This window comes from Gordonia soli NBRC 108243 (assembly GCF_000334455.1).
GTDB classification, from domain to species: Bacteria; Actinomycetota; Actinomycetes; order Mycobacteriales; family Mycobacteriaceae; genus Gordonia; species Gordonia soli.
Genome location: NZ_BANX01000026.1, coordinates 135,241 through 153,560, shown reverse-complemented (window position 1 = coordinate 153,560; position 18,320 = coordinate 135,241). Strand labels below are relative to the sequence as shown.

The following is an 18,320-nucleotide window of genomic DNA, read 5'->3' as shown; positions in this document are numbered from 1 at the left end:
ATCGCTCACCGAGGAGCACCATGGCCGAGACCACCACGATCGACGCGACCACCGTCGAACGACGATCGTTCGACGACGCGTCTGTCGCCGCGATCTTCCGACGTGTCGCAGCGGAGGCCCCATTTGTCTATGGGCTGACCAACTACATCGCCGCCAACCTGAGCGCCAACGTCCTGCTCTCGGCGGGCGCGGGGCCTGCCATCGGCGCGGGGGCCGACTGGCCTCGAATCTTCCCGGCTGGTGCCGGGGGTGTGTGGATCAACACCGCGACGGTGATGAGCAACGACCTCGAGACCGTGGCCACCGTCGCTCGCACCGCCCACCGCGCAGGTACCCCTTGGGTGCTGGACCCGGTCGCCAACGGTGCGGGGGCTACTGAATACGACGCATTCGTCCGCTCGCTGCTCGACCACCGGCCGACCATCATCCGGGGCAATGCCAGTGAACTGATCGCCCTCGCCGGTGGCGATGCGCTCGGCAAGGGGGTCGAGACGACCGCCGACTCGACCGATGCCATCTCCCATATCACCGATCTCGCCGCTCGTACCGGCGCAGTCGTTGCGGTCAGCGGCCGGGTCGACTACATCACCGACGGCCGGCGCGTCGTCGCCGTCGAGGGCGGGGACGTCCGTCTCACACAGGTCACCGGTGCCGGGTGCAGCCTCGGCGCGCTCAACGCCGCGGTGGCGGCCGTGGCCGATGATCCGTTCGACGCGGCGGTCGCCGCTCACGCCGCATATGCGCGCGCGGCCGACAAGGCGGCCGCAGTGCTGGGGCCACGCGGCGGAAGTGGATCGTTTGCCACCGCCCTCGTCGACGGACTGTGGGAGCTGGCCAACTGATGCATCTGGCCGCCTTCCTCAACGCCGGGCCGCAGGGCACGGTCGGCTGGCGTCACCCCGATGCCGGGGACGGATTCCTCGACGCCGAACACTACGTGCAGATCGCGCGCATCCTCGAGGACGCCTGCTTCGACCTCGCATTCGTCCCGGATTCGCTCGCGGTGCCGCGAAGCCTCGGTGACACCTTCGATCCCGCCGTCCGATGGGGCACCGGCACTCCGCGACTCGACCCGTTGCCGGTCATCACCATCATGGCCGCGGCCACCCGACACCTTGGGTTGGCGGCCACCGTCTCGACCGGCTACCACGAGCCCTACAACCTCGCGCGCACGTTCGCCACCCTCGACCACCTCACCGGCGGCCGCGCCGGATGGAATGTGGTGACCAGTTTCCAGGACGCCGAGGCACAGAACTTCGGACAGGATGCGCTCCCAGACCGGACGGCCCGGTACGACCGGGCCGAGGAGTTCTTGGAGGTGACCGCACGTCTGTGGGACAGCTGGTCCGACGACGTGTTGATACGCGACAAGGGGTCGGGCACGTTCGGACGGCCCGAGGAGGTGTCCGCGATCGACCATGATGGCGCGCACTTCCGTGTGCGCGGACCACTGGGCGTACCGCGACCGCCGCAGGGATACCCGGTGGTCATCCAGGCCGGAGCGTCCCCCTCCGGTCGGGATTTCGCCGCCCGCTGGGCTGATGTCATCTTCTGCAGCCACGAATCACTGGAATCCGCAGTCGATTTCGCTCGCGACATTCGTGCCCGGGTGGCCGCTCGTGGCCGTGACCCGGAGCAGGTACGAATCCTGCCTGCCGCGACAACGGTCGTCGGATCGGATGCGCGCGATGCACGGCGACGGCACGGGGAATTCGTCGACCTCGTGGCCCCCGAGGCCGGCCTGTCGCGGATGGCGTACCACGTGAATGTCGACCTGACCGAATACGACCTCGACGGCCCGCTGCCGGAACTCGAGGAGGTGGGTGTGGACGGTCACTATCGCGAGATCCTGGAGTTCGCACGTCGCGAGGAGCTCACGATACGTGAGATCGGCAAGTGGTACGGGGCTCGTACCGAAGGCAACATGGTCGGCTCACCCACCGACATCGCCGACACGATGGAGCGCTGGTTGGAAGCGGGTGCCGCCGACGGGTTCATGATCCAGGCGACGCATGTCCCCGCAGCCTTCGGGGACTTCGCCGGTGAGGTCGTGCCAGAGCTGCGTCGACGGGGGTTGATCCGCTCCGACTACAGCGGCACGACACTACGTGATCATCTCGGGCTCCGGCGCCCGGAACCGGGTGAGTGGCGCCAACGTGCGGGATCCCAACGCTCGAAGGAGCTCTCGTGACGGCGGCAACTGGGCACTTCGTCGACGTCGACTGGCTGGCCGCGCACCTCGACGACGTAGTCGTGCTGGATGCGACGGTGCAGCGTGACGATCGCGACCCTCGGTACAGCGACGGCAGCCATCTCTTCGAGTCGGGGCACATTCCGTCCGCGCGATTCGCGGACTTGTTCGCCGGCTTCTCCGACCCCGACTCGCCGATCCCGTTCACCCGACCGACGCCTTCCCAAATCGTGGCCGCGACAGCGGCTGTCGGCGTCGGGTCGAGTTCGTCTGTGGTCGTCTACGACCGGTCGAATGGTGCATGGGCCGCTCGGATCTGGTGGGTTCTGCGTTCGTGGGGCCATCGTGACGTGCGAGTGCTCGATGGCGGATTGGCGGCATGGGAGACCTCAGGTCGCCAGCTCGAGGTCGGACCAGGACGTCCGTTCACCGGCACAACGGAGTTCGCAGCAGTCGCGGTGCCCGACCTCGTGGCCGACATCGACGAGACCGCGCGGGCCGCCGACGCGCGTGACGACCGGGTGCCGGTGATCTGTGCCCTGCGTGCGATCGACTTCGCCGGCGACCCGGCGGTCCCCGGCACCGGGTCGATCCCCGATTCGATCAACGTCCCCTATCCCGAGACCCTGGACGCGCACGGTCGCCACGACCCCGCAGCCACTCGACGACTCATCGAGGCTGTCGGCGTGAGCGGGAAGCACTCACCGATCCTGTACTGCGGTGGGGGTATCAACGCGGCCGGCCTGGCGCTGGCGCTGGCCGAGCAGGGCGTCGCCACAAGGGTTTTCGACGGTTCGCTCGCCGAGTGGCGCGCCGACGGATCGCGACCGTTGGCCACGTCACCCCGACTCTCGGGCGACGTGTGAGTTCGCTCGGAGCCGTCCGTGGCGGCACCGCCCGTGACATCGTCTACGCCGAACTACGTCGACGGCTCACCACAGGTGCATACTCCGCGGACGCAGCCCTGGTACCCGGCGTCCTGAGCGCCGAGTTCGACGTGTCGAGGACGCCGGTCCGTGAAGCGCTCGGATTGCTGGAGCAGGAGGGCCTCCTCCGTGCGACCTCGCGCGGATTCGTCCTCCGGAGCCGATCGGAGTCGGAACTGGTGGACATCTTCGAGACCCGCGGGGTGCTAGACGCCGCAGCCGCTGCCGCGGCCGCGGATCGGCGCGACGACATCGATCTGCATCGGCTGTACGATCTCACCGAACGGGCCCGTACCGAGTCCGACCCGACAGAGGTGCGACGCCTGTTCAACGGCTGGCACGAGGCCCTACGTCTTGCCGCACGCAACGCCACCATCGCTGAACTCCTGCAGACCCTCGATGCTCAGGCCAAGGTGTCTGCGCCGTGGCGGCCCGACGAGAAGGATCGCTCCTTTGACGACAGGTGCGACGAGCATGAAGCGATCCTCCGGGCGGTCGTCGCCCGAGACGCCGAGGCCGCGAGATCATTGATGCTCGAACACATGCGCCGTGATCACGAGGTACGTGTGCGCAGTACCGTCGGGCCCCGGCAGCCCGGTTCGGTGGGCGCCTAAGCTGGCAGGCGACCGCGACCACCGTCGAAGAACGGAGCCCTCACGTGCCGACCCTGCTGCGGATCGACTCGTCCGCCGATCTCGCGAACTCGACTTCGCGTGCGCTCACCGGACTGTTCGTCGACACCTGGTCGGCACGCGACGGAGAGCGAGCGGTGATCGATCGGGATCTGCATGCTGCGCCGCCGCCCCATCTGGTCGATCCGGGCCTGCACTATGCACCACGGCTCCGGATCGACTCGGAGCAGCCGCCGACCGAATCGGAGACCGTGCAAGACGAACTCATCGGTGAGATCCTCGCGGCCGACGCGTTGGTGATCGGCGCCCCGATGTACAACTGGTCGATCCCGTCGACGCTCAAGGCCTGGATCGATCACATCCACGTGCTCGGTGTCACCGCGCCATTCGATACGCCAGAACAGCCCTTCGCGGGAATCCCGGTGGTGCTCATATCGTCTCGCGGACTGACCTACGGTCCCGGGACTCCCGACGAAGAGGACGATCACACGATCCCGCCGATCTGTCGCGTCCTCGAGACCGCCCTCGGTATGCCGACGACCGTGGTCACCGCCGACCTCACACTCGCGAATCGACTCGCGCCGTTGGCGTCGCTGGCCGCCGAGTCGGAGAAGTCGCTGGAGCGTGCACGCGCCGAGGTCGTCGATCTGGCTAGTAGCGTCGGACCCTGAGCCGGCTCCCGCGGATCGGTCCGGCCTCAGGTGATGCTCAGTCGCGGTCGACCCGACGTGGCACCGCAGACGGTCCGGTGACCTCGGCACCCAACCGCTGCACGCGCTCGCGCAGACCGCGGTCGGCGGTCACCACCACCCGACGTCGATTCGGATGTTTGCCGACCACCTCGACGATCTGATCGTCACCCGAACCCGGGGACGCGATGACCCGGACTGTTGTCGAGCTCTCGACCCCACGAGCCCGCCCCTCCACCACCAGCACGATCTCCACCGGTCCGGGGGCGACGGTCACACCCGTCGTGGCTGTCGATGCGAGGGCGTCGCGGAGGCGTTCGGTGGCGGCCCGGCGATCCCGCCACCACCCGTCGGGGACGGAACCGACGACGTTCGCGGCATCGACGACGACGAGCGTCGGGTCGGTCACGGCGTGGTCGTCGCAGTGGATTCCACTGCGCTGCGCAGCGATTCCAGATCTCGTCGCACCGCAGCACAATCCGCTGCGAAGTCGTCGTCGGACATGTCGCGTTGGCGCACGGTGAAGATCGCCTCGGCGCCGTCAGGGTGGGGGAGAATCCGTAGCGGATTGGCCACCACCTCGCCGCTGGGCAGGGTGACGTCGTGGTCGAGGATCCCGTAGTCGTTGGTCGGCGCGAACCGCACGGCGACCTCACCCATCGGGGAGTCGACCACCAGGAGGTCCCCTCGTCGACTCACCCCGGAGGCCAGACCTGCGGCCCATCGAGGCAGATTGTCGGGTTCGGCGGCGAATCGGTAGACGGTGTCGGCGGGTGCGTCGATCACCACGGACAGATGTCTGCTGTTCATCTCCGTCATGGTCGAAGCCTACGTCCGTCCACCGACCGCCCGCGGTCGCCGAGCGACACAGACCGACCGCAGTCGACGGTCACCGCAGGATGATGCCGTGACAGAACCGATCGTCGGGATCGAGCGCGGCTTTGACCGCGGCCGCACGCCGCAGCGGTTCGTCGGCGAAGGAGCTCGACGACCGAGCGGTCCGTTCGGCGCCATCGGTGAAGTTGAGGAAGGTCGCGCCGGTGACGTGTGGACGGAGTTGGTCGCGGGTGTCCTGGAGCCACGATTCGACCACCGGAGCCGATCGTGGGTCACCGACCATGGCGACCAACGACAGCAGGAATCGACCGGATCGTCCGCGCCCGTCGACGGCGTCGTCGGCCAGACGTGCGACGGCACCCCCGGCGTGGCGGACCTCGCCGATGGTGACCGGCGACGCATCCGGTGTGCTCGGCTGCACCCGCGCGGTCAGGATGTCGATTGCCTCGTCCGAGATCGTGTCGAACCACTCGGTGGTGGTCATCGCCGGGACCGGCTCGGTGGGGTCCATGCTGATCGCGTCGACGGCGGCGAACGGCAGGTCGCACCACATGTCGATGACCGGTGGGCGCCAGCCCCGCCACTCGTCGATCACCGATCGCCCCGTGTCCAGGTCACCGGACCAGCAACCGCGTACCACTGCGAAACTCTTGCCGCGGAACGGTTCCGGGACAGTCTCGAGCGGCGGGAAATTGATCAGGGTCACCGCCGAGGTGAGTTCCTCGGACTGCTCGGGCGCCCAGTCCCGAAACCGTCGGAGGATGTCGCCCGCGTCGGCAGCGGGGTAGAAGAGGTTGCCCGCGTAGACGGTGGTGACGGGGAACAGCTCGATCTCCATCGCCGTGACGACGGCGATGCTGCCTGCGCCGGCACCGCGCAGAGTCCAGAAGATGTCGGGATAGCTCGTCGTGCTCACACGCAACGTGTTCCCGTCCGGGGTGACCACGTCGAACGAGCGCACAGCGTCCGAGGACAACCCGAACCTGCGTCCCAGCCAACCGAAGCCGCCCCCGAGGGTGTACCCGACTGCCCCGACCCCGGAGCTCGAACCGACCAGCGGAGCCAACCCGTGCGCGGCGGCAGCCGCCAGTACGGGCCCCCACGTGGTGCCGGCCGCGACAACCGCGGTGCGTTCCACCGGGTCGACCGACACTCCGGTCAGGGTGGACGTGTTGATCATGAGGGTGTCGGCGGTGCATGTACCGGACCCGTGCCCGGTCGCCTGCACAGTGACTCGCAGCCCCTGCTCGGCAGCGAAGCGCACCGCCTCCACCACGTCGAAGCGATTGGTGGGGAGCACGATCGCGGCCGGCCGCTGATCCGCGAGCACGTTGAACCCTGAGCGCGCCGCAGCGTAGCGGTCGTCGGTGGGTGAGACCACGTGTCCTTCGATCCGCTCGTGCAGTTCGGTCAGCTCAGCGTGTTCCGGAAGACCTGACCCGGATGTCGGTACGGGGGAGGAGACGGTGGGGTGGTCGTCGAGCGGGGAATTCACGGTCATGGTCTGGTCCTCGCGTGTGGTCGGCAGATGGTGCCGACTGTGGTCGGTTCGAGAGAACCATCTCCCCGGACGCTTGGGGGTGACTTGGAGCAGACTTGCATGATCGCGGCGACGAGAGGTCTGGCCCTCGTGGTGCGCGGAGCCCGACAGTCAGGAGCCTGGCCGGTCAGGAGCCCTGTCCGGTCACGAGTCGACTGCCTGACCGGCCCAGTTCTCGACCCGCCAACCGTCGGTCGGGTCGCCGCACAGGCTCACGACGCCGGTGTTGGGGATGGCCAGGTGTTCCGACAGTGATGCCGTGCTGACGTTCTGGGCCACGACACAACACCACACCGCGATGATGGCGCCGTGGCTGACGAGGACGACATCCTGCGCCCCGGTGGCCGCCTCGTCGACGACCGCGGTGAAACGGTCGATGGTCTTCGCCCCGGTCTCGCCGCCCGGCATCCGGACGTCGAGGTCGCGCTCGGCCCACGACCGGATCGTCGAGATGAATCCCTCGATGTCCGCGCGATACGAGACGCCCTCGTAGTGGCCGGAGTTGATCTCGCGGAGGCCGTCGCGCACATGGATGTCGAGTCCGCGGGCGGCGGCCAGGGGCTCGGCGGTCTGACGGGTCCGGATCATCGACGACGCGTAGACGGCGTCGATGGATCGACCGTCGAAGACGTCGACGACGGCATCCGCCTGGCGCCTGCCCTCCTCGGTGAGGTCCGGGCCGGGCACCGTCGATTCGAGGAACAGGTCGACGTTGGGTTGGATCTGCGCGTGGCGCACCAGGAAGAGCCGCATGCGATCACGGTAATCACCCCGGTTGCGTCGGTGGTCATCGATACCGTCTGTGTCATGACGATCTCACCTGTGATGATCACGGTCGACACGGCCGACTCCTCGACACTGGGACGGTGGTGGGCCGAGCAGACCGGCGGCAGCGTCGTCCACGACGACGGCGGATTCTGCGTCGTGGTCGTGGCCGATTCGCCCCGCCTCGCCTTCCAGCAGGTCGCCGAACCGACGGCGGGCAAGAACCGCATCCATCTCGATCTGACCGCACCGGACCTGACCGCCGAGGTGGCTCGGTTGACCTCGGTGGGCGCGACGGTCGTCGACGAGCATGCGATGGAGGGGTTCCGGTGGGTGACGCTCGCCGATCCCGACGGAAATCAGTTCTGCGTGTCCGAGGCACAGGTTGAGGCCGAGTTCTTCGGCTGACGCCACACCTCCGTACCGGTGCGCCAGGGTCGGGTCGAGGGTTGAATGGCCGACATGGGCTTCACACGCGCCGAACTCGAGTCGTTCCGCGGCAGCGAGGTTCCCGACCTCATCGGTCCGCGATGCCGACTGCTGTTCGTCGGCATCAACCCGGGCCTGTGGACGGCTGCGGTGGGCGCCCACTTCGCCCGGCGCGGCAATCGTTTCTACCCGGCTCTGTTCCGCGCCGGCATCACCGACCACCTGATCGACGCCTCCGAAGGCATGAGCGATGCCGATAACGCAGCGCTGTTCGATGCCGGGGTGGGGATCACCAACGTGGTGTCGCGCGCGACCGCGACTGCTGCTGAACTCGACCCGACCGAGTTGGTCGACGGCGGCCGGCAGCTGCGTCGCACCGTGCGCCGCGTGGCGCCTCGGGTTGTGGCGGTCGCCGGGATCACCGCGTATCGCACCGCGTTCGCGAATCGACGAGCGGTGCTCGGGCGTCAGCCCGACGAGTGGGACGGCGCCCAGGTGTGGGTGGTCCCCAACCCGAGCGGACTCAACGCGCACGAGACCGTGGAGTCACTGGCACAGGCGTATCGGGCCGCGGCCAGCGCGGCCGGAATCATCGACCGACGCCCCTGAGTTCGCGGGTCAGATGTCGTCGGCCTCGATGATCCGCTGTCGGACCGAGAGCAACTCGACCTCTGGCCGGCCGGCGGCCGCGCGCTCGATACCCGACAGCACTTCGTCGACGTGTGCGCGATCGGCTGCGACCACCGAGACGCCGATTTCGGCGCGACGGTGTTTGTCCAGATGACCGACCTCGGCGACCGACACCGCGAACCGCTTGCGGATGTCGGCGACGATGGGACGGACGACCGACCGTTTCTCCTTGAGCGAGGAGACGTCACCGAGCAGGAAGTCGAAGTCTGCGAAACCGATCCACATGAGGGTGCTCAGTCTACGGTCCCGGGCCGCAGGGCCGCCGCCTCCCGATCGATCGCATGTGCGGCCGCACGGTCCACGATGGCCTGCCTCGGCGTCCGCGTCGGATACAACTCCTCTGCGACAACATGTTTCGCGGCGATGGCGCGAGCTCGATCGGCTGGCGCGAATCCGCCGGCATCGGGCCGGCTGGGAAGTGCACCGTCTGCACCGAGTACCGACCAGGCCGAACCCGCCTCGACCAGTGACCGGTGCTTGGTCGCGTAGTAGTCGGTGCTGGCGACGAGGGCCACGCCCGAGTCCCCGGCTGCTGCCGCGATCAGATGGGGGTGGAACCGCGAGCTGATCCACGTGGATCCGTTGCCCGCCGGAAGGCCCTTGCGCCAGACATCGTGGAACGACAAGAACGTCGACCCTTCGAGACGGTCGGCGAGCAGCCCGGGGACTCGAGCGTCTTCACCGGGGATGCCCTCGACCACCGCCACCGCGGTCCCGGGGACCTCCCAATGGTCGAGCAGTTCTCGCACACGCAGCGCGAGGGCGTCGGGCCCCGTGGTGCCGCCGACCGTGAAGGACTCGGTGAGATCGGATTGGACACAGAGGATGACCGTCTCGGAGTCGGTCTGCACCGGGGTGTCGGGCGTTGCGATCGGGCCGCCGTCGCCGATCCCGACCGCCAGCCATGCATCGTCACCGCTGTCCCGAAGACCCGACACATCGGCGATCGCATCGCGTGAGCCGGAGTCGCGGACGTCGAACACCGCGAACTCGTCGGCTGCGGTGAGGAAAGCGTCGAAGCGAGGCCGGTCGAAGACCGGCAGGAGTCCCTGGCCGGTCGCGTGGGCGGGGGCTCCGGTGGCCTTGGACACGGCGGCGACCGCGGTCGCCAACGAGACGTGATGCGGCCACAGCCGATTGAGGTATCCGCCGCCGAGCAGATGCAGGCTGCTCGCCTCCGCGAGCATGCCGACGCCCTCGGACAACCGGGGCGCGATACCGAGGCGGGTGGCCGCTTGAGACACCCACTCCCACGGCGGGATGGCAGGGTCGGGGGGTGGATCGGCCTCGTCGGCGAATATCGACAACTGCCACAGGGTGTCGGTGACCACGAGGCGGGGATGCGTCGACCGCAGCAACAGTGCCGCCTGGCCGGGACTGTGACAATCCAGCACCACGGTCGCATGCGGGCGGGCCCGGGCCAGGTGCCGCAGCCAGGCCCGTGCGATCACCTCGTCGCCGTAGTTGGGATGTCCCGACGGTGCGACGAGGTAGATGATCTCCGATCGATCCAGTCGTTCGTGCACCCGACGCGACATCGTGCGTGGGGACCACCTGCTGCTCACCGCACAAGGCTAGTCGACACCGCTCACGGGCTGACCCGCCCGGCATCGAACCGATCAGGCCGCGCCGCGTCGATGTCAGGCCGCGCCGCGACCATGTGACGTCGGCGGACGAGCAGCCCGGCGCCGTCAGTCCTCGACGTCGCCCACCAGATCAGCCACGTGATCGGGGACGTACTTCGACAGCGACCGCGGGGGTCGGTGGTAGTTACCGCTCTCGATCGGCCGCTTCGGCAGCGTGACCTTCGACCGGGGCACCTGGTGATAGTCGATCGTCGACAGGAGGTGGGAGATCATGTTCAGTCGCGCATGCTTCTTGACGTCGGACTCCACGACGTACCAGGGGCTGAGCGCAGTGTCGGTGTGCACCATCATCTCGTCCTTGGCACGCGAGTAGTCCTCCCACCGGTACACCGACTCGAGGTCCATCGGGCTCAGCTTCCACTGGCGCACAGGATCGTTCATCCGTGATCGGAACCGCTTGAGCTGTTCGTCGTCGGAGACCGAGAACCAGTACTTACGGAGCAGGATCCCGTCGTCGATCAACATCTGCTCGAAGATCGGGGTCTGGCGCAGGAATCGGCTGTGCTCCTCCGGGGTGCAGAAGCCCATGACCTTCTCGACGCCGGCCCGGTTGTACCAGGACCGGTCGAACAGCACGATCTCGCCGGGGGCGGGCAGGTGCGCGACGTAGCGCTGGTAGTACCACTGGCCGCGCTCTCGATCGGTCGGCGCGGGCAGCGCAGCCACGCGTGCGATCCGGGGACTGAGATACTCGGTGATCCGCTTGATGGTGCCACCCTTGCCGGCGGCGTCTCGTCCCTCGAAGATCACCACGACCCGGGTTCCGGTCGCGCGCACCCATTCCTGCAGATCGACCAGCTCGGTCTGCAGACGGAAGAGTTCGGCCTCGTAGACCTTCTTGGACAGCTTCGCCCGTTTCGCCGAGTTCTTGGCGTTCTTCGACATGCGCGTCAGCCTATGACGGATCGCATCTCGGGCGCGGCTCAAGCGCTCGACGCGAGTCGCCGCGCAACCGGCCCTCGGGCAGCCACACGGCTTCGTCGAGCAGATTCGCCACAGTGGCCTCGTCGTCGGCGACCGGGCGCGATCGCGGACCGCGCCCCGTACACTCTCCGAAGATGACGACCGGTGTGACCTGGTCGGATCGAGCGGATCAGGAGCGCCGCCCACGTACGGGCGGTCGGCGAGAGGCGGTCGGGCGTTGAGTCGAGTCGGGACGTCACCGGTCGCTGTGACCACGAGGACCGAATACTTGGGTCCCCGACACCACCTCGCCGCCAACGCCGCTTGGTGGTCGATGGCGATCGGCCTGGTCGCCCTCGTCGTGCTGAACGCGACGACCGGGTCGGGACGACTGAGCGCCGCGGTGGCCTTTGCCGGCGTCGCTGCGTGTCTCGGTTTCGCGGCCTTCGGGCGACTCGGTCGGCGAGGCGCCGTCGTGCTGACCGTCGACTCCGACACGGTCTATCTCGGCAACGAGCGGAACGGGATCGTCAGTCGGCCGCTCGCGCTGCTGGAGTCGGTGTCGTTGCGGGGACCCGCGAAGGAGACCGATCCGATGCGTGGTGCCGCCGACCACGACCTCCGGATCACCGGACAGCGATTTCTCGTTCTCGGGTTCCGACCACAGGTCGACGATCACGGTGTAGAAGCGGTGCCGGCGGAGACCTGGCGCGTCGGGGTCGTGCACAGCGACCCGGCTGCGGCCGAGGTCGTCGACCGACTCCGATCGGTCGCACCCGAGGCGAAGCCCGATCCGACCCGGCCCGATCCCAGGCAGGGGGATCCCACGCAGACGAGGCCCACGCAGACGGGGCCCAGCGCGGAGTCGATTCGCACGGATGAGGAGCGCCCGGTACCGCCGTCCGGACCACGCATCGTGGACGCCGGGAGTGACGAGGCGGCCGAACGTCTGTGGGAGGAGGCGACGCGTCGCCACGACGAGATCCTGCGCGACTACGGTGCGTACGAACTGGCCCCGGATCTGCTGTTGCGGTTCCCTGCGGTCACGGACGTGACGCTGGAGCCGGTGCAGGAGTTCCAGCTGGCCTTGGACGAGGCGACCGCACTCCGCACCGACCGGTATCCGGGATCGCGTGCCCGCGCCGACGCCTACCAGCAGGCGGTCGCGGTGTTGCGGCGCCGCTGGATCGCGTGCGAGACCAACGGCAAACAGATCAAGACCAGCTATTTCCAGGCGTCGGACCAAGCCGATCTCGATCGCGCGCTCAAGTTGTACAACCACGCACAGAGCAGCACGGCACCCGCCGAGCAGGCCACCTATTACGGTCGGGTCCGCGACATCGTGACCACGATGACCGATCGCGGAGTGCTGCATCCTCCGGAGCCCGCGGTCGCCGAACTCCACGCGGTCACCCGCCGGGCGATCGAGTCCCGGCAGGAACCCTGACCCGATCGGGCTCCCGATCGTCGGACCGGGGGACGACCTAATACGTCTGCGGCCGGAGGAATCGTCCCTGCGGTGAATACGTGCCGGAGGCGCCGTCGGCGTCGGCCATCTCGATCAAGATCGCGAGTTGGTAGTCCAGAATGCTGCTGGTGGTGCGCATCTCGATGTCCACCGCGTCACGGTCGAAGGCATCGACACCGCCCCGCCGGATCGCCTGGGCACGTACCGATTCGAAGACTGCCTCGGAGACATCGCGGAACGCGAAGTCGCCTTCGGAGGTCGCGGAGGTCGGGTACTCGCGGATCTGGGGGAACGCGCCCGGCGCGATCGTGATGGTCCCACTGCGCCGAGGAGCGGTGAACTCGAGCAGGACGCCCCCGCTGTTCTGGATCTGTCCGGCCCGGATGATAGGGGTGTTACTCGCGATGCCGCGGATCTCGAAGCGCTCCAACACCTTGGCATCCTCCGACAAGCCGGCGGCCGCCAGCGCGGGCCGGGCCAGTCGGAAGGAGGTCGCGAAGTCGGCGGGATCGAAGAACTCGGCGATCGTCCCGTCGGTCCGTCCCTCGATGTCGACCGAGGCGATGATGCTCTCCCCGAAGCCGCCCGTGATCACCACTTGCTGATCGCGCTCGGGTCGTTTGATCTCCAGATCGACCCAGTTCCACTTCTTCTCGGGGCGATACTCGGGACTCTTCCGCGACTGCTGCTCCATGGTGCCGAACATCGCGGACAGGTCGACCGCCGCGACCTCGGCGGCGGTGAAGGTGTCCGGCTTACGGAGCCGGGTGTCCGAGCGTGACGTGCTCCAGCCTCCCGAGGACGAGAGTCGGATGGCGTCGCCGGTCGTCGGATCGAACACCTCCGCTCGGGACGTCCCGTTCTCGTCGATGTTGATGTTCAGCAGATTCGTCGAGGCGGTCGGGCTGATCTTGGCGACCTCGGCCAGGACCTCGTGCCGACGCTCGTCGAGCCCGGCGACCTTGTCCGCAGAACTGGGCTCACCGGAGCCGGGCAGCGACACCGATGTCAGGTCGACGTCGACGTGCCACGTCGACGCCGGGATGCCGAACACGAGTGCCCCGGCCACCAGCGCCGTGATCGCGGGGTAGACGACCGCCCACACACCGGGGTGGTCGCGGAACTCGGGAACCTCGCGGACCGACCGGCGGGGGAGCAGGTCGGGTGGGATCGTGCTGAACGGTGCCGAGATCAGGTCCTGGGCATGGCCCTTGCCCATCGACGTGATCCACCGGGCCTCGTATTCGGTGTCGTTGCGCGGTCGCACGGTGGCTGTCACCAGGGTCGGCTGCAGGTCGTCTGCGCTGAGACTGCTGCGGGTGATGGCGCTGACCTCGATGGGAACGGCCTGTTTGGTGGTGCCCCGACGCCAGACGTCGAGTTCGGAGATCCGGGATGGCCGCGGCGTCAGCGCGAGGCCGGTGAAGACCAGCGGCACACCGATGACCAGGGCGACCCACCAGGCGTTGAACGCGCCGAACCCGATCCCGAGCGCGATGAGGATGCCGGCCAGTGCGGCGCGCAGTACCCGACGCGTGGTGCGATTCATCGGCGGTGTCCCTCTCCGGCCCGTCGGGCAGGAGCGGTTGGACATCCGACCCGCTCGCTGCGCTACCGGCGCCTGCTGTCCGCCGGGGAGGCGGTGGCGCCGATCGCTGCGATCATAGTGTTGATCGCCGGATGCCGGGTAGGTCCGCGTACCGTGGACGACGATCTGAGCCGAGAGCGCGTGGTCGCAGGTCACCGGGTCCTCCGACCCGGTCGATCCGACCAGCGGATGAGCAGCACGAGTCAGGAGAAGTGTTTCGGTGGGAAAGCTGACCAACAGCATGTGGCGACTACTGGGTTCGCAGACCTCGCGGAACCAGTCCAAGTCCCTCACGGTGATCAAAGACGCCGCGGGCCACACGGACTGGGCGGCCGAGCTCGACGACGCCGACTTCCCGGCCCGTGCTCAGGAACTCGACCTGGAAGGAAAGCCCGCTGACCGGGCCAAGTTCCTGGCGCTGGTGCGCGAGGCCGCCGATCGCAGCCTCGGCCTCCGCCCCTTCGACGTCCAGTTGCAGGGGGCGCTCCGACTGCTCGAGGGGGACGTGATCGAGATGGCGACCGGTGAGGGCAAGACCCTCGCCGGTGCACTGGCAGCGGTCGGCTACGTCCTGCAGGGGCACCGGGTACATGTCATCTCCGTCAATGATTATCTGGCCACCCGCGACGCCGAGTGGATGGGTCCCTTGTTCCGCTTCTTCGGACTCGAGGCGCGGGCGGTCTCGGAGAACTCGACGCGTGAGGAGCGCCGCGCGGCCTACGCGGCGGATGTCACCTACGGTTCGGTCAACGAGATCGGATTCGATGTCCTGCGTGATCAGTTGGCTCTGACACCGGACGATCTGGTGTCGCCGAAACCGGACGTGGCGATCATCGACGAGGCCGACTCGGTACTCGTCGACGAGGCCCTGGTGCCGCTGGTGCTCGCCGGCTCGACCGAGTCCGAGGTACCCGATCAGGCGATCCACGACGTCGTCGGCCGGCTGAAGAAGAAGCACTACGAGATCGACACCGAAGGCCGCAACGTCACCTTGACCGACGAGGGCGCAGCCTTCGTCGAGGCAGAACTCGGCGGGATCGACATCTACGACGAGGAACACGTCGGCACCACGTTGGTGCACGTGAACATCGCGATGCACGCCCACTACCTGCTCGATCGCGACATCCACTACATCGTCCGCGACGGTGGGGTGCAACTGATCAACGCGTCACGCGGACGGGTGGCGCAACTCCAGCGCTGGCCCGACGGCGTCCAGGCCGCGGTCGAGATCAAGGAAGGCCTGAGCCAGACCGACTCCGGCGAGGTCATCGACACCATCACGGTGCAGGCGCTGATCGGCCGCTACCCCAAGGTGGCCGGGATGACCGGAACCGCCCTCGCCGCCGGCGAGCAGCTCCGCCAGTTCTACGACCTGCGCGTCAGCCAAATCCCGCCCAACACCGAGAACATCCGCGACGACCTGCCCGACCGCGTCTACGACACCAAGGCCAACAAGGTCGAGGCCGTGGTCGCCTTCGTCAAGGAGGTCCATGAGACGGGCCAGCCGATCCTGATAGGTACCCACGATGTCGCCGAGTCCGAGGAGCTCGCCTACTTTCTCGACAAGGCGGGCGTGAACGCCGTCGTGCTGAACGCGAAGAACGACGCCGAGGAAGCGAAGATCATCGCCGAGGCCGGTGCGCTCGATGCCGTCACCGTCTCGACCCAGATGGCCGGGCGCGGAACCGACATCCGCCTGGGTGGATCGGCGGACGACGAGAAGGCCCGCGACGAGATCATCGAGCTCGGCGGGCTGTGCGTGGTCGGGACCGGCCGACACGACACCGAGCGGCTGGACAACCAATTGCGTGGTCGTGCCGGACGACAGGGTGACCCGGGTCGCTCGGTCTTCTTCTCCTCGCTCGAGGACCCGGTCGTCGTCAAGAACCTGGCGTTCAAGCGGGATCCGGTGTCGCCGAACGAGGACGGCTCCATGGGCGCGAAGGGCATCGACCTCATCGAACAGGCTCAACGGATCGCCGAGGGTGTGCGACTGGAGCTGCACGCGAACACCTGGCGCTACAACACGTTGGTGAACCAGCAGCGGGAGATCGTCGTCAAGCGCCGCACCGAGGTGCTGACGACCGAGGTGGCGCTCGAGGAGCTCGCCGACCTCGAACTCGATCGCTACGCCGCGCTGATCGGCGCCCCGAAGGCCGACGGTGAGAAGACCGACGGCGAGACGACGGCTGCCGACAAGACCGACGGCGACAAGACCGAGGCCGAGGACAAGACCGAGGCCGAGGACAAGACCGAGGACAAGGCCACGACCGAGGACAAGGCGGCGGACACCGACGAGGCGCAGGCAGACGGTGTTCCGGCTGACGGAGCGACCGCTGACGGGACCGACGAGTCGAGCGCCGACGTGGCGGAGGTTGTCGAACCGGTCGACCGCGATGTCCTGGTGCAGGCCGCCCGTGAGATCACGCTCTACCATCTCGACCGAGCGTGGGCCGATCACCTCGCGTTCGTATCCGACGTGCGGGCGAGCATCCACTTGCGTTCGCTGGGCAAGGAGAGCCCGCTCGACGAGTTCCACAAGCTGATCCTCGACGAGTTCAGCACGCTGCCCACCGACGCTCAGACCAACGCGCGCAAGACGTTCCGTGAGGTGTCGATCACCGCCGACGGTGTCGACCTCGGTACCTCGGAGTTGCGCCGGTCGACCACGACCTGGACCTATATGGTCCACGACAACCTGTTCTCGTCGGGTGGCGCGAAGACGCTGCAGGGCATCATCGGCATCTTCCGGTGATCGGCACGGGGGCCGGATTCCGATGAGCGACCAGTCGGACCCCGCGGTGGCCCCGGAACCGGACTCCGAACCGGACGTGCCGGTCTCCGACCGCATCGTCACCGTTCCCAACGCACTCAGCGTGCTCCGGCTGCTGCTCATCCCGGTGTTCATCTGGCTGCTGCTCGTGGAGGAGGCCGACGGGTGGGCCTTCGCCATCCTCATGTTCTCGGGATTCTCGGACTGGTTGGACGGCAAGCTGGCACGGCTCCTGGGGCAGTCGTCGCGCATCGGCGCGTTGCTGGATCCCGCGGCCGACCGGCTGTACATCGTGGTCATCCCGATCACCTTCGGGCTACGCGACTTCGTGCCGTGGTGGTTGATCGGTGTGATCATCGCCCGGGACGTGCTCTTGTTCGCCACCGGACCGATCCTGCGGACCCGCGGCCTGTTCGCGCTACCGGTGCTCTACATCGGCAAGGCCGCGACATTCGCTTTGATGAGTGCTTTCCCGTGGTTGCTTGCCGGGCAACTGGATTCCGTGGTCGGCACGATCTGCTATCCGATCGGATGGGCGTTCCTGATCTGGGGTGTCGCCCTCTATGTCTGGTCGTTCGTCCTGTACTGGTGGCAGACCATCCTGGTGGTCCGCGCCATGCCGCCGGTCGCCGCGCGATCGCGCGGCGAGATGACCTAGAGTCGCCTGCGACGAGAAAGGTGCCACCCGTGAGCGACAGCAATCTCCCTTCCGGACTCCGATACACCGCCGAGCACGAATGGATCGACAAGACAGGTCCGAGCACGGTGCGCGTCGGGATCACCGACTTCGCCCAGGACCAGCTCGGAGACGTCGTGTTCGTCCAGCTGCCCGAGGAAGGCGCGGCGGTCGAGACCGGCGAGTCCTTCGCCGAGGTCGAGTCCACCAAGAGTGTCTCCGACATCTTCGGCCCGATCGCGGGTTCGGTCTCGGCCGTCAACTCCGAGTTGGACGGTGCTCCCGAGCTCGTGAACTCGGACCCGTACGGTCGCGGTTGGCTGGTGGAGATCACCGTGGCCGACGCCGACGGCCTGGATGCGACGTTGGCCGCACTGCTCGATCCGGCCGGTTACCGGGCGATCATCGAGGGCTGAAGCGCGATCACCGAGGGCTGACGCCTAACGTTCCGTGACCGATCGGAACCGGCGAGTAACAAGCCGACAACGCCGCTCGCATGGGGCTGGGCCACGGCCCACCGAGGGCTATGATCGTCGTGTCCTGGTCGACGCCCGCGCGGGCGATATC

The 18,320-nt window shown here is 67.8% G+C and carries 19 protein-coding genes; 11 read left to right on the top strand and 8 right to left on the bottom strand.

The features are described from left to right. The first annotated feature begins 20 nt into the window (after window positions 1-20). Genes thiM through GS4_RS17640 form a run of 5 tightly spaced genes read left to right on the top strand, consistent with a single transcriptional unit; the run spans window position 21 to window position 4,420 of the window. Window positions 21-842: a hydroxyethylthiazole kinase gene (gene thiM / locus GS4_RS17660; protein WP_007623045.1), complete on the top strand. Its 822-nt coding sequence runs from the start codon at window positions 21-23 to the stop codon at window positions 840-842. Beyond that, window positions 842-2,191, top strand: coding sequence for an LLM class flavin-dependent oxidoreductase (locus tag GS4_RS17655; protein ID WP_007623043.1), 1,350 nt, complete (start codon window positions 842-844; stop codon window positions 2,189-2,191). The genes thiM and GS4_RS17655 overlap by 1 nt, the downstream gene beginning before the upstream one ends. After that, the gene (locus GS4_RS17650; RefSeq protein ID WP_007623041.1) at window positions 2,188-3,057 is read left to right on the top strand and encodes a sulfurtransferase; all 870 of its coding nucleotides are present in this window, start codon (window positions 2,188-2,190) and stop codon (window positions 3,055-3,057) included. Before GS4_RS17655 ends, GS4_RS17650 begins: the two co-directional genes overlap by 4 nt. Continuing rightward, window positions 3,054-3,731 (top strand): GntR family transcriptional regulator, encoded by a 678-nt coding sequence (locus tag GS4_RS17645; protein ID WP_007623039.1) that lies wholly within the window; start codon window positions 3,054-3,056, stop codon window positions 3,729-3,731. Before GS4_RS17650 ends, GS4_RS17645 begins: the two co-directional genes overlap by 4 nt. Before the next feature lie 44 nt (window positions 3,732-3,775). Further along, window positions 3,776-4,420, top strand: a complete 645-nt coding sequence (locus GS4_RS17640; RefSeq protein WP_007623038.1) for an FMN-dependent NADH-azoreductase — start codon at window positions 3,776-3,778, stop codon at window positions 4,418-4,420. Window positions 4,421-4,457: 37 nt separating this feature from the next. On the opposite strand, the gene GS4_RS17635 is transcribed toward GS4_RS17640, so the two are convergent. From GS4_RS17635 to GS4_RS17620, 4 genes are all read right to left on the bottom strand, one after another. Beyond that, window positions 4,458-4,847 carry a hypothetical protein gene (locus GS4_RS17635; protein ID WP_007623036.1) on the bottom strand — a complete coding sequence of 130 codons (390 nt, stop codon included), beginning with the start codon at window positions 4,845-4,847 and terminating at the stop codon, window positions 4,458-4,460. After that, window positions 4,844-5,257 (bottom strand): SRPBCC family protein, encoded by a 414-nt coding sequence (locus tag GS4_RS17630; RefSeq protein ID WP_007623033.1) that lies wholly within the window; start codon window positions 5,255-5,257, stop codon window positions 4,844-4,846. Before GS4_RS17630 ends, GS4_RS17635 begins: the two co-directional genes overlap by 4 nt. 70 nt (window positions 5,258-5,327) lie before the next feature. After that, window positions 5,328-6,776, bottom strand: coding sequence for an FAD-binding oxidoreductase (locus GS4_RS17625; RefSeq protein WP_007623031.1), 1,449 nt, complete (start codon window positions 6,774-6,776; stop codon window positions 5,328-5,330). Between the two features lie 183 nt (window positions 6,777-6,959). Further along, complete coding sequence (locus tag GS4_RS17620; RefSeq protein ID WP_007623029.1) at window positions 6,960-7,568, bottom strand: histidine phosphatase family protein; 609 nt, start codon at window positions 7,566-7,568, stop codon at window positions 6,960-6,962. Window positions 7,569-7,622: 54 nt separating this feature from the next. Here GS4_RS17620 and GS4_RS17615 point away from each other — a divergent pair, with 54 nt between their 5' ends. After that, window positions 7,623-7,988 (top strand): VOC family protein, encoded by a 366-nt coding sequence (locus tag GS4_RS17615; protein ID WP_007623027.1) that lies wholly within the window; start codon window positions 7,623-7,625, stop codon window positions 7,986-7,988. A 54-nt stretch (window positions 7,989-8,042) separates the two neighbouring features. Next, window positions 8,043-8,618, top strand: a complete 576-nt coding sequence (locus GS4_RS17610; RefSeq protein ID WP_040510970.1) for a mismatch-specific DNA-glycosylase — start codon at window positions 8,043-8,045, stop codon at window positions 8,616-8,618. A gap of 9 nt (window positions 8,619-8,627) precedes the next feature. Here GS4_RS17610 and GS4_RS17605 read toward each other — a convergent pair whose 3' ends face one another. The 3 genes from GS4_RS17605 to ppk2 form a co-directional block, all read right to left on the bottom strand. After that, the gene (locus GS4_RS17605) at window positions 8,628-8,924 is read right to left on the bottom strand and encodes a DUF503 domain-containing protein (protein WP_007623022.1); all 297 of its coding nucleotides are present in this window, start codon (window positions 8,922-8,924) and stop codon (window positions 8,628-8,630) included. Window positions 8,925-8,932: 8 nt separating this feature from the next. After that, window positions 8,933-10,264 carry a polysaccharide pyruvyl transferase family protein gene (locus GS4_RS17600; protein WP_245555745.1) on the bottom strand — a complete coding sequence of 444 codons (1,332 nt, stop codon included), beginning with the start codon at window positions 10,262-10,264 and terminating at the stop codon, window positions 8,933-8,935. 126 nt (window positions 10,265-10,390) lie between these two features. Further along, on the bottom strand, window positions 10,391-11,230 hold the full coding sequence (ppk2, locus tag GS4_RS17595) for a polyphosphate kinase 2 (RefSeq protein ID WP_007623020.1): 840 nt from the start codon (window positions 11,228-11,230) through the stop codon (window positions 10,391-10,393). Between the two features lie 352 nt (window positions 11,231-11,582). Here ppk2 and GS4_RS17590 point away from each other — a divergent pair, with 352 nt between their 5' ends. Continuing rightward, window positions 11,583-12,695, top strand: a complete 1,113-nt coding sequence (locus tag GS4_RS17590; RefSeq protein WP_007623019.1) for a hypothetical protein — start codon at window positions 11,583-11,585, stop codon at window positions 12,693-12,695. 37 nt (window positions 12,696-12,732) lie between these two features. Here the strand turns inward: GS4_RS17590 and GS4_RS17585 are convergent, their stop codons facing one another. Beyond that, the gene (locus tag GS4_RS17585; protein WP_040510968.1) at window positions 12,733-14,265 is read right to left on the bottom strand and encodes a YgaP family membrane protein; all 1,533 of its coding nucleotides are present in this window, start codon (window positions 14,263-14,265) and stop codon (window positions 12,733-12,735) included. Between the two features lie 259 nt (window positions 14,266-14,524). Between GS4_RS17585 and secA2 the strand changes: the two genes are divergently transcribed. From secA2 to gcvH, 3 genes are read left to right on the top strand one after another with little or no spacing between them, the layout of a single operon-like run. Further along, a complete protein-coding gene (secA2, locus tag GS4_RS17580) occupies window positions 14,525-17,059 on the top strand; it encodes an accessory Sec system translocase SecA2 (RefSeq protein WP_007623017.1) in 2,535 nt (844 codons plus the stop codon). A 22-nt stretch (window positions 17,060-17,081) separates the two neighbouring features. Continuing rightward, a complete protein-coding gene (locus GS4_RS17575; RefSeq protein WP_007623016.1) occupies window positions 17,082-17,735 on the top strand; it encodes a CDP-alcohol phosphatidyltransferase family protein in 654 nt (217 codons plus the stop codon). Window positions 17,736-17,764: 29 nt separating this feature from the next. Beyond that, window positions 17,765-18,169, top strand: coding sequence for a glycine cleavage system protein GcvH (gene gcvH, locus GS4_RS17570; protein ID WP_007623015.1), 405 nt, complete (start codon window positions 17,765-17,767; stop codon window positions 18,167-18,169). Window positions 18,170-18,320 lie beyond the last annotated feature (151 nt).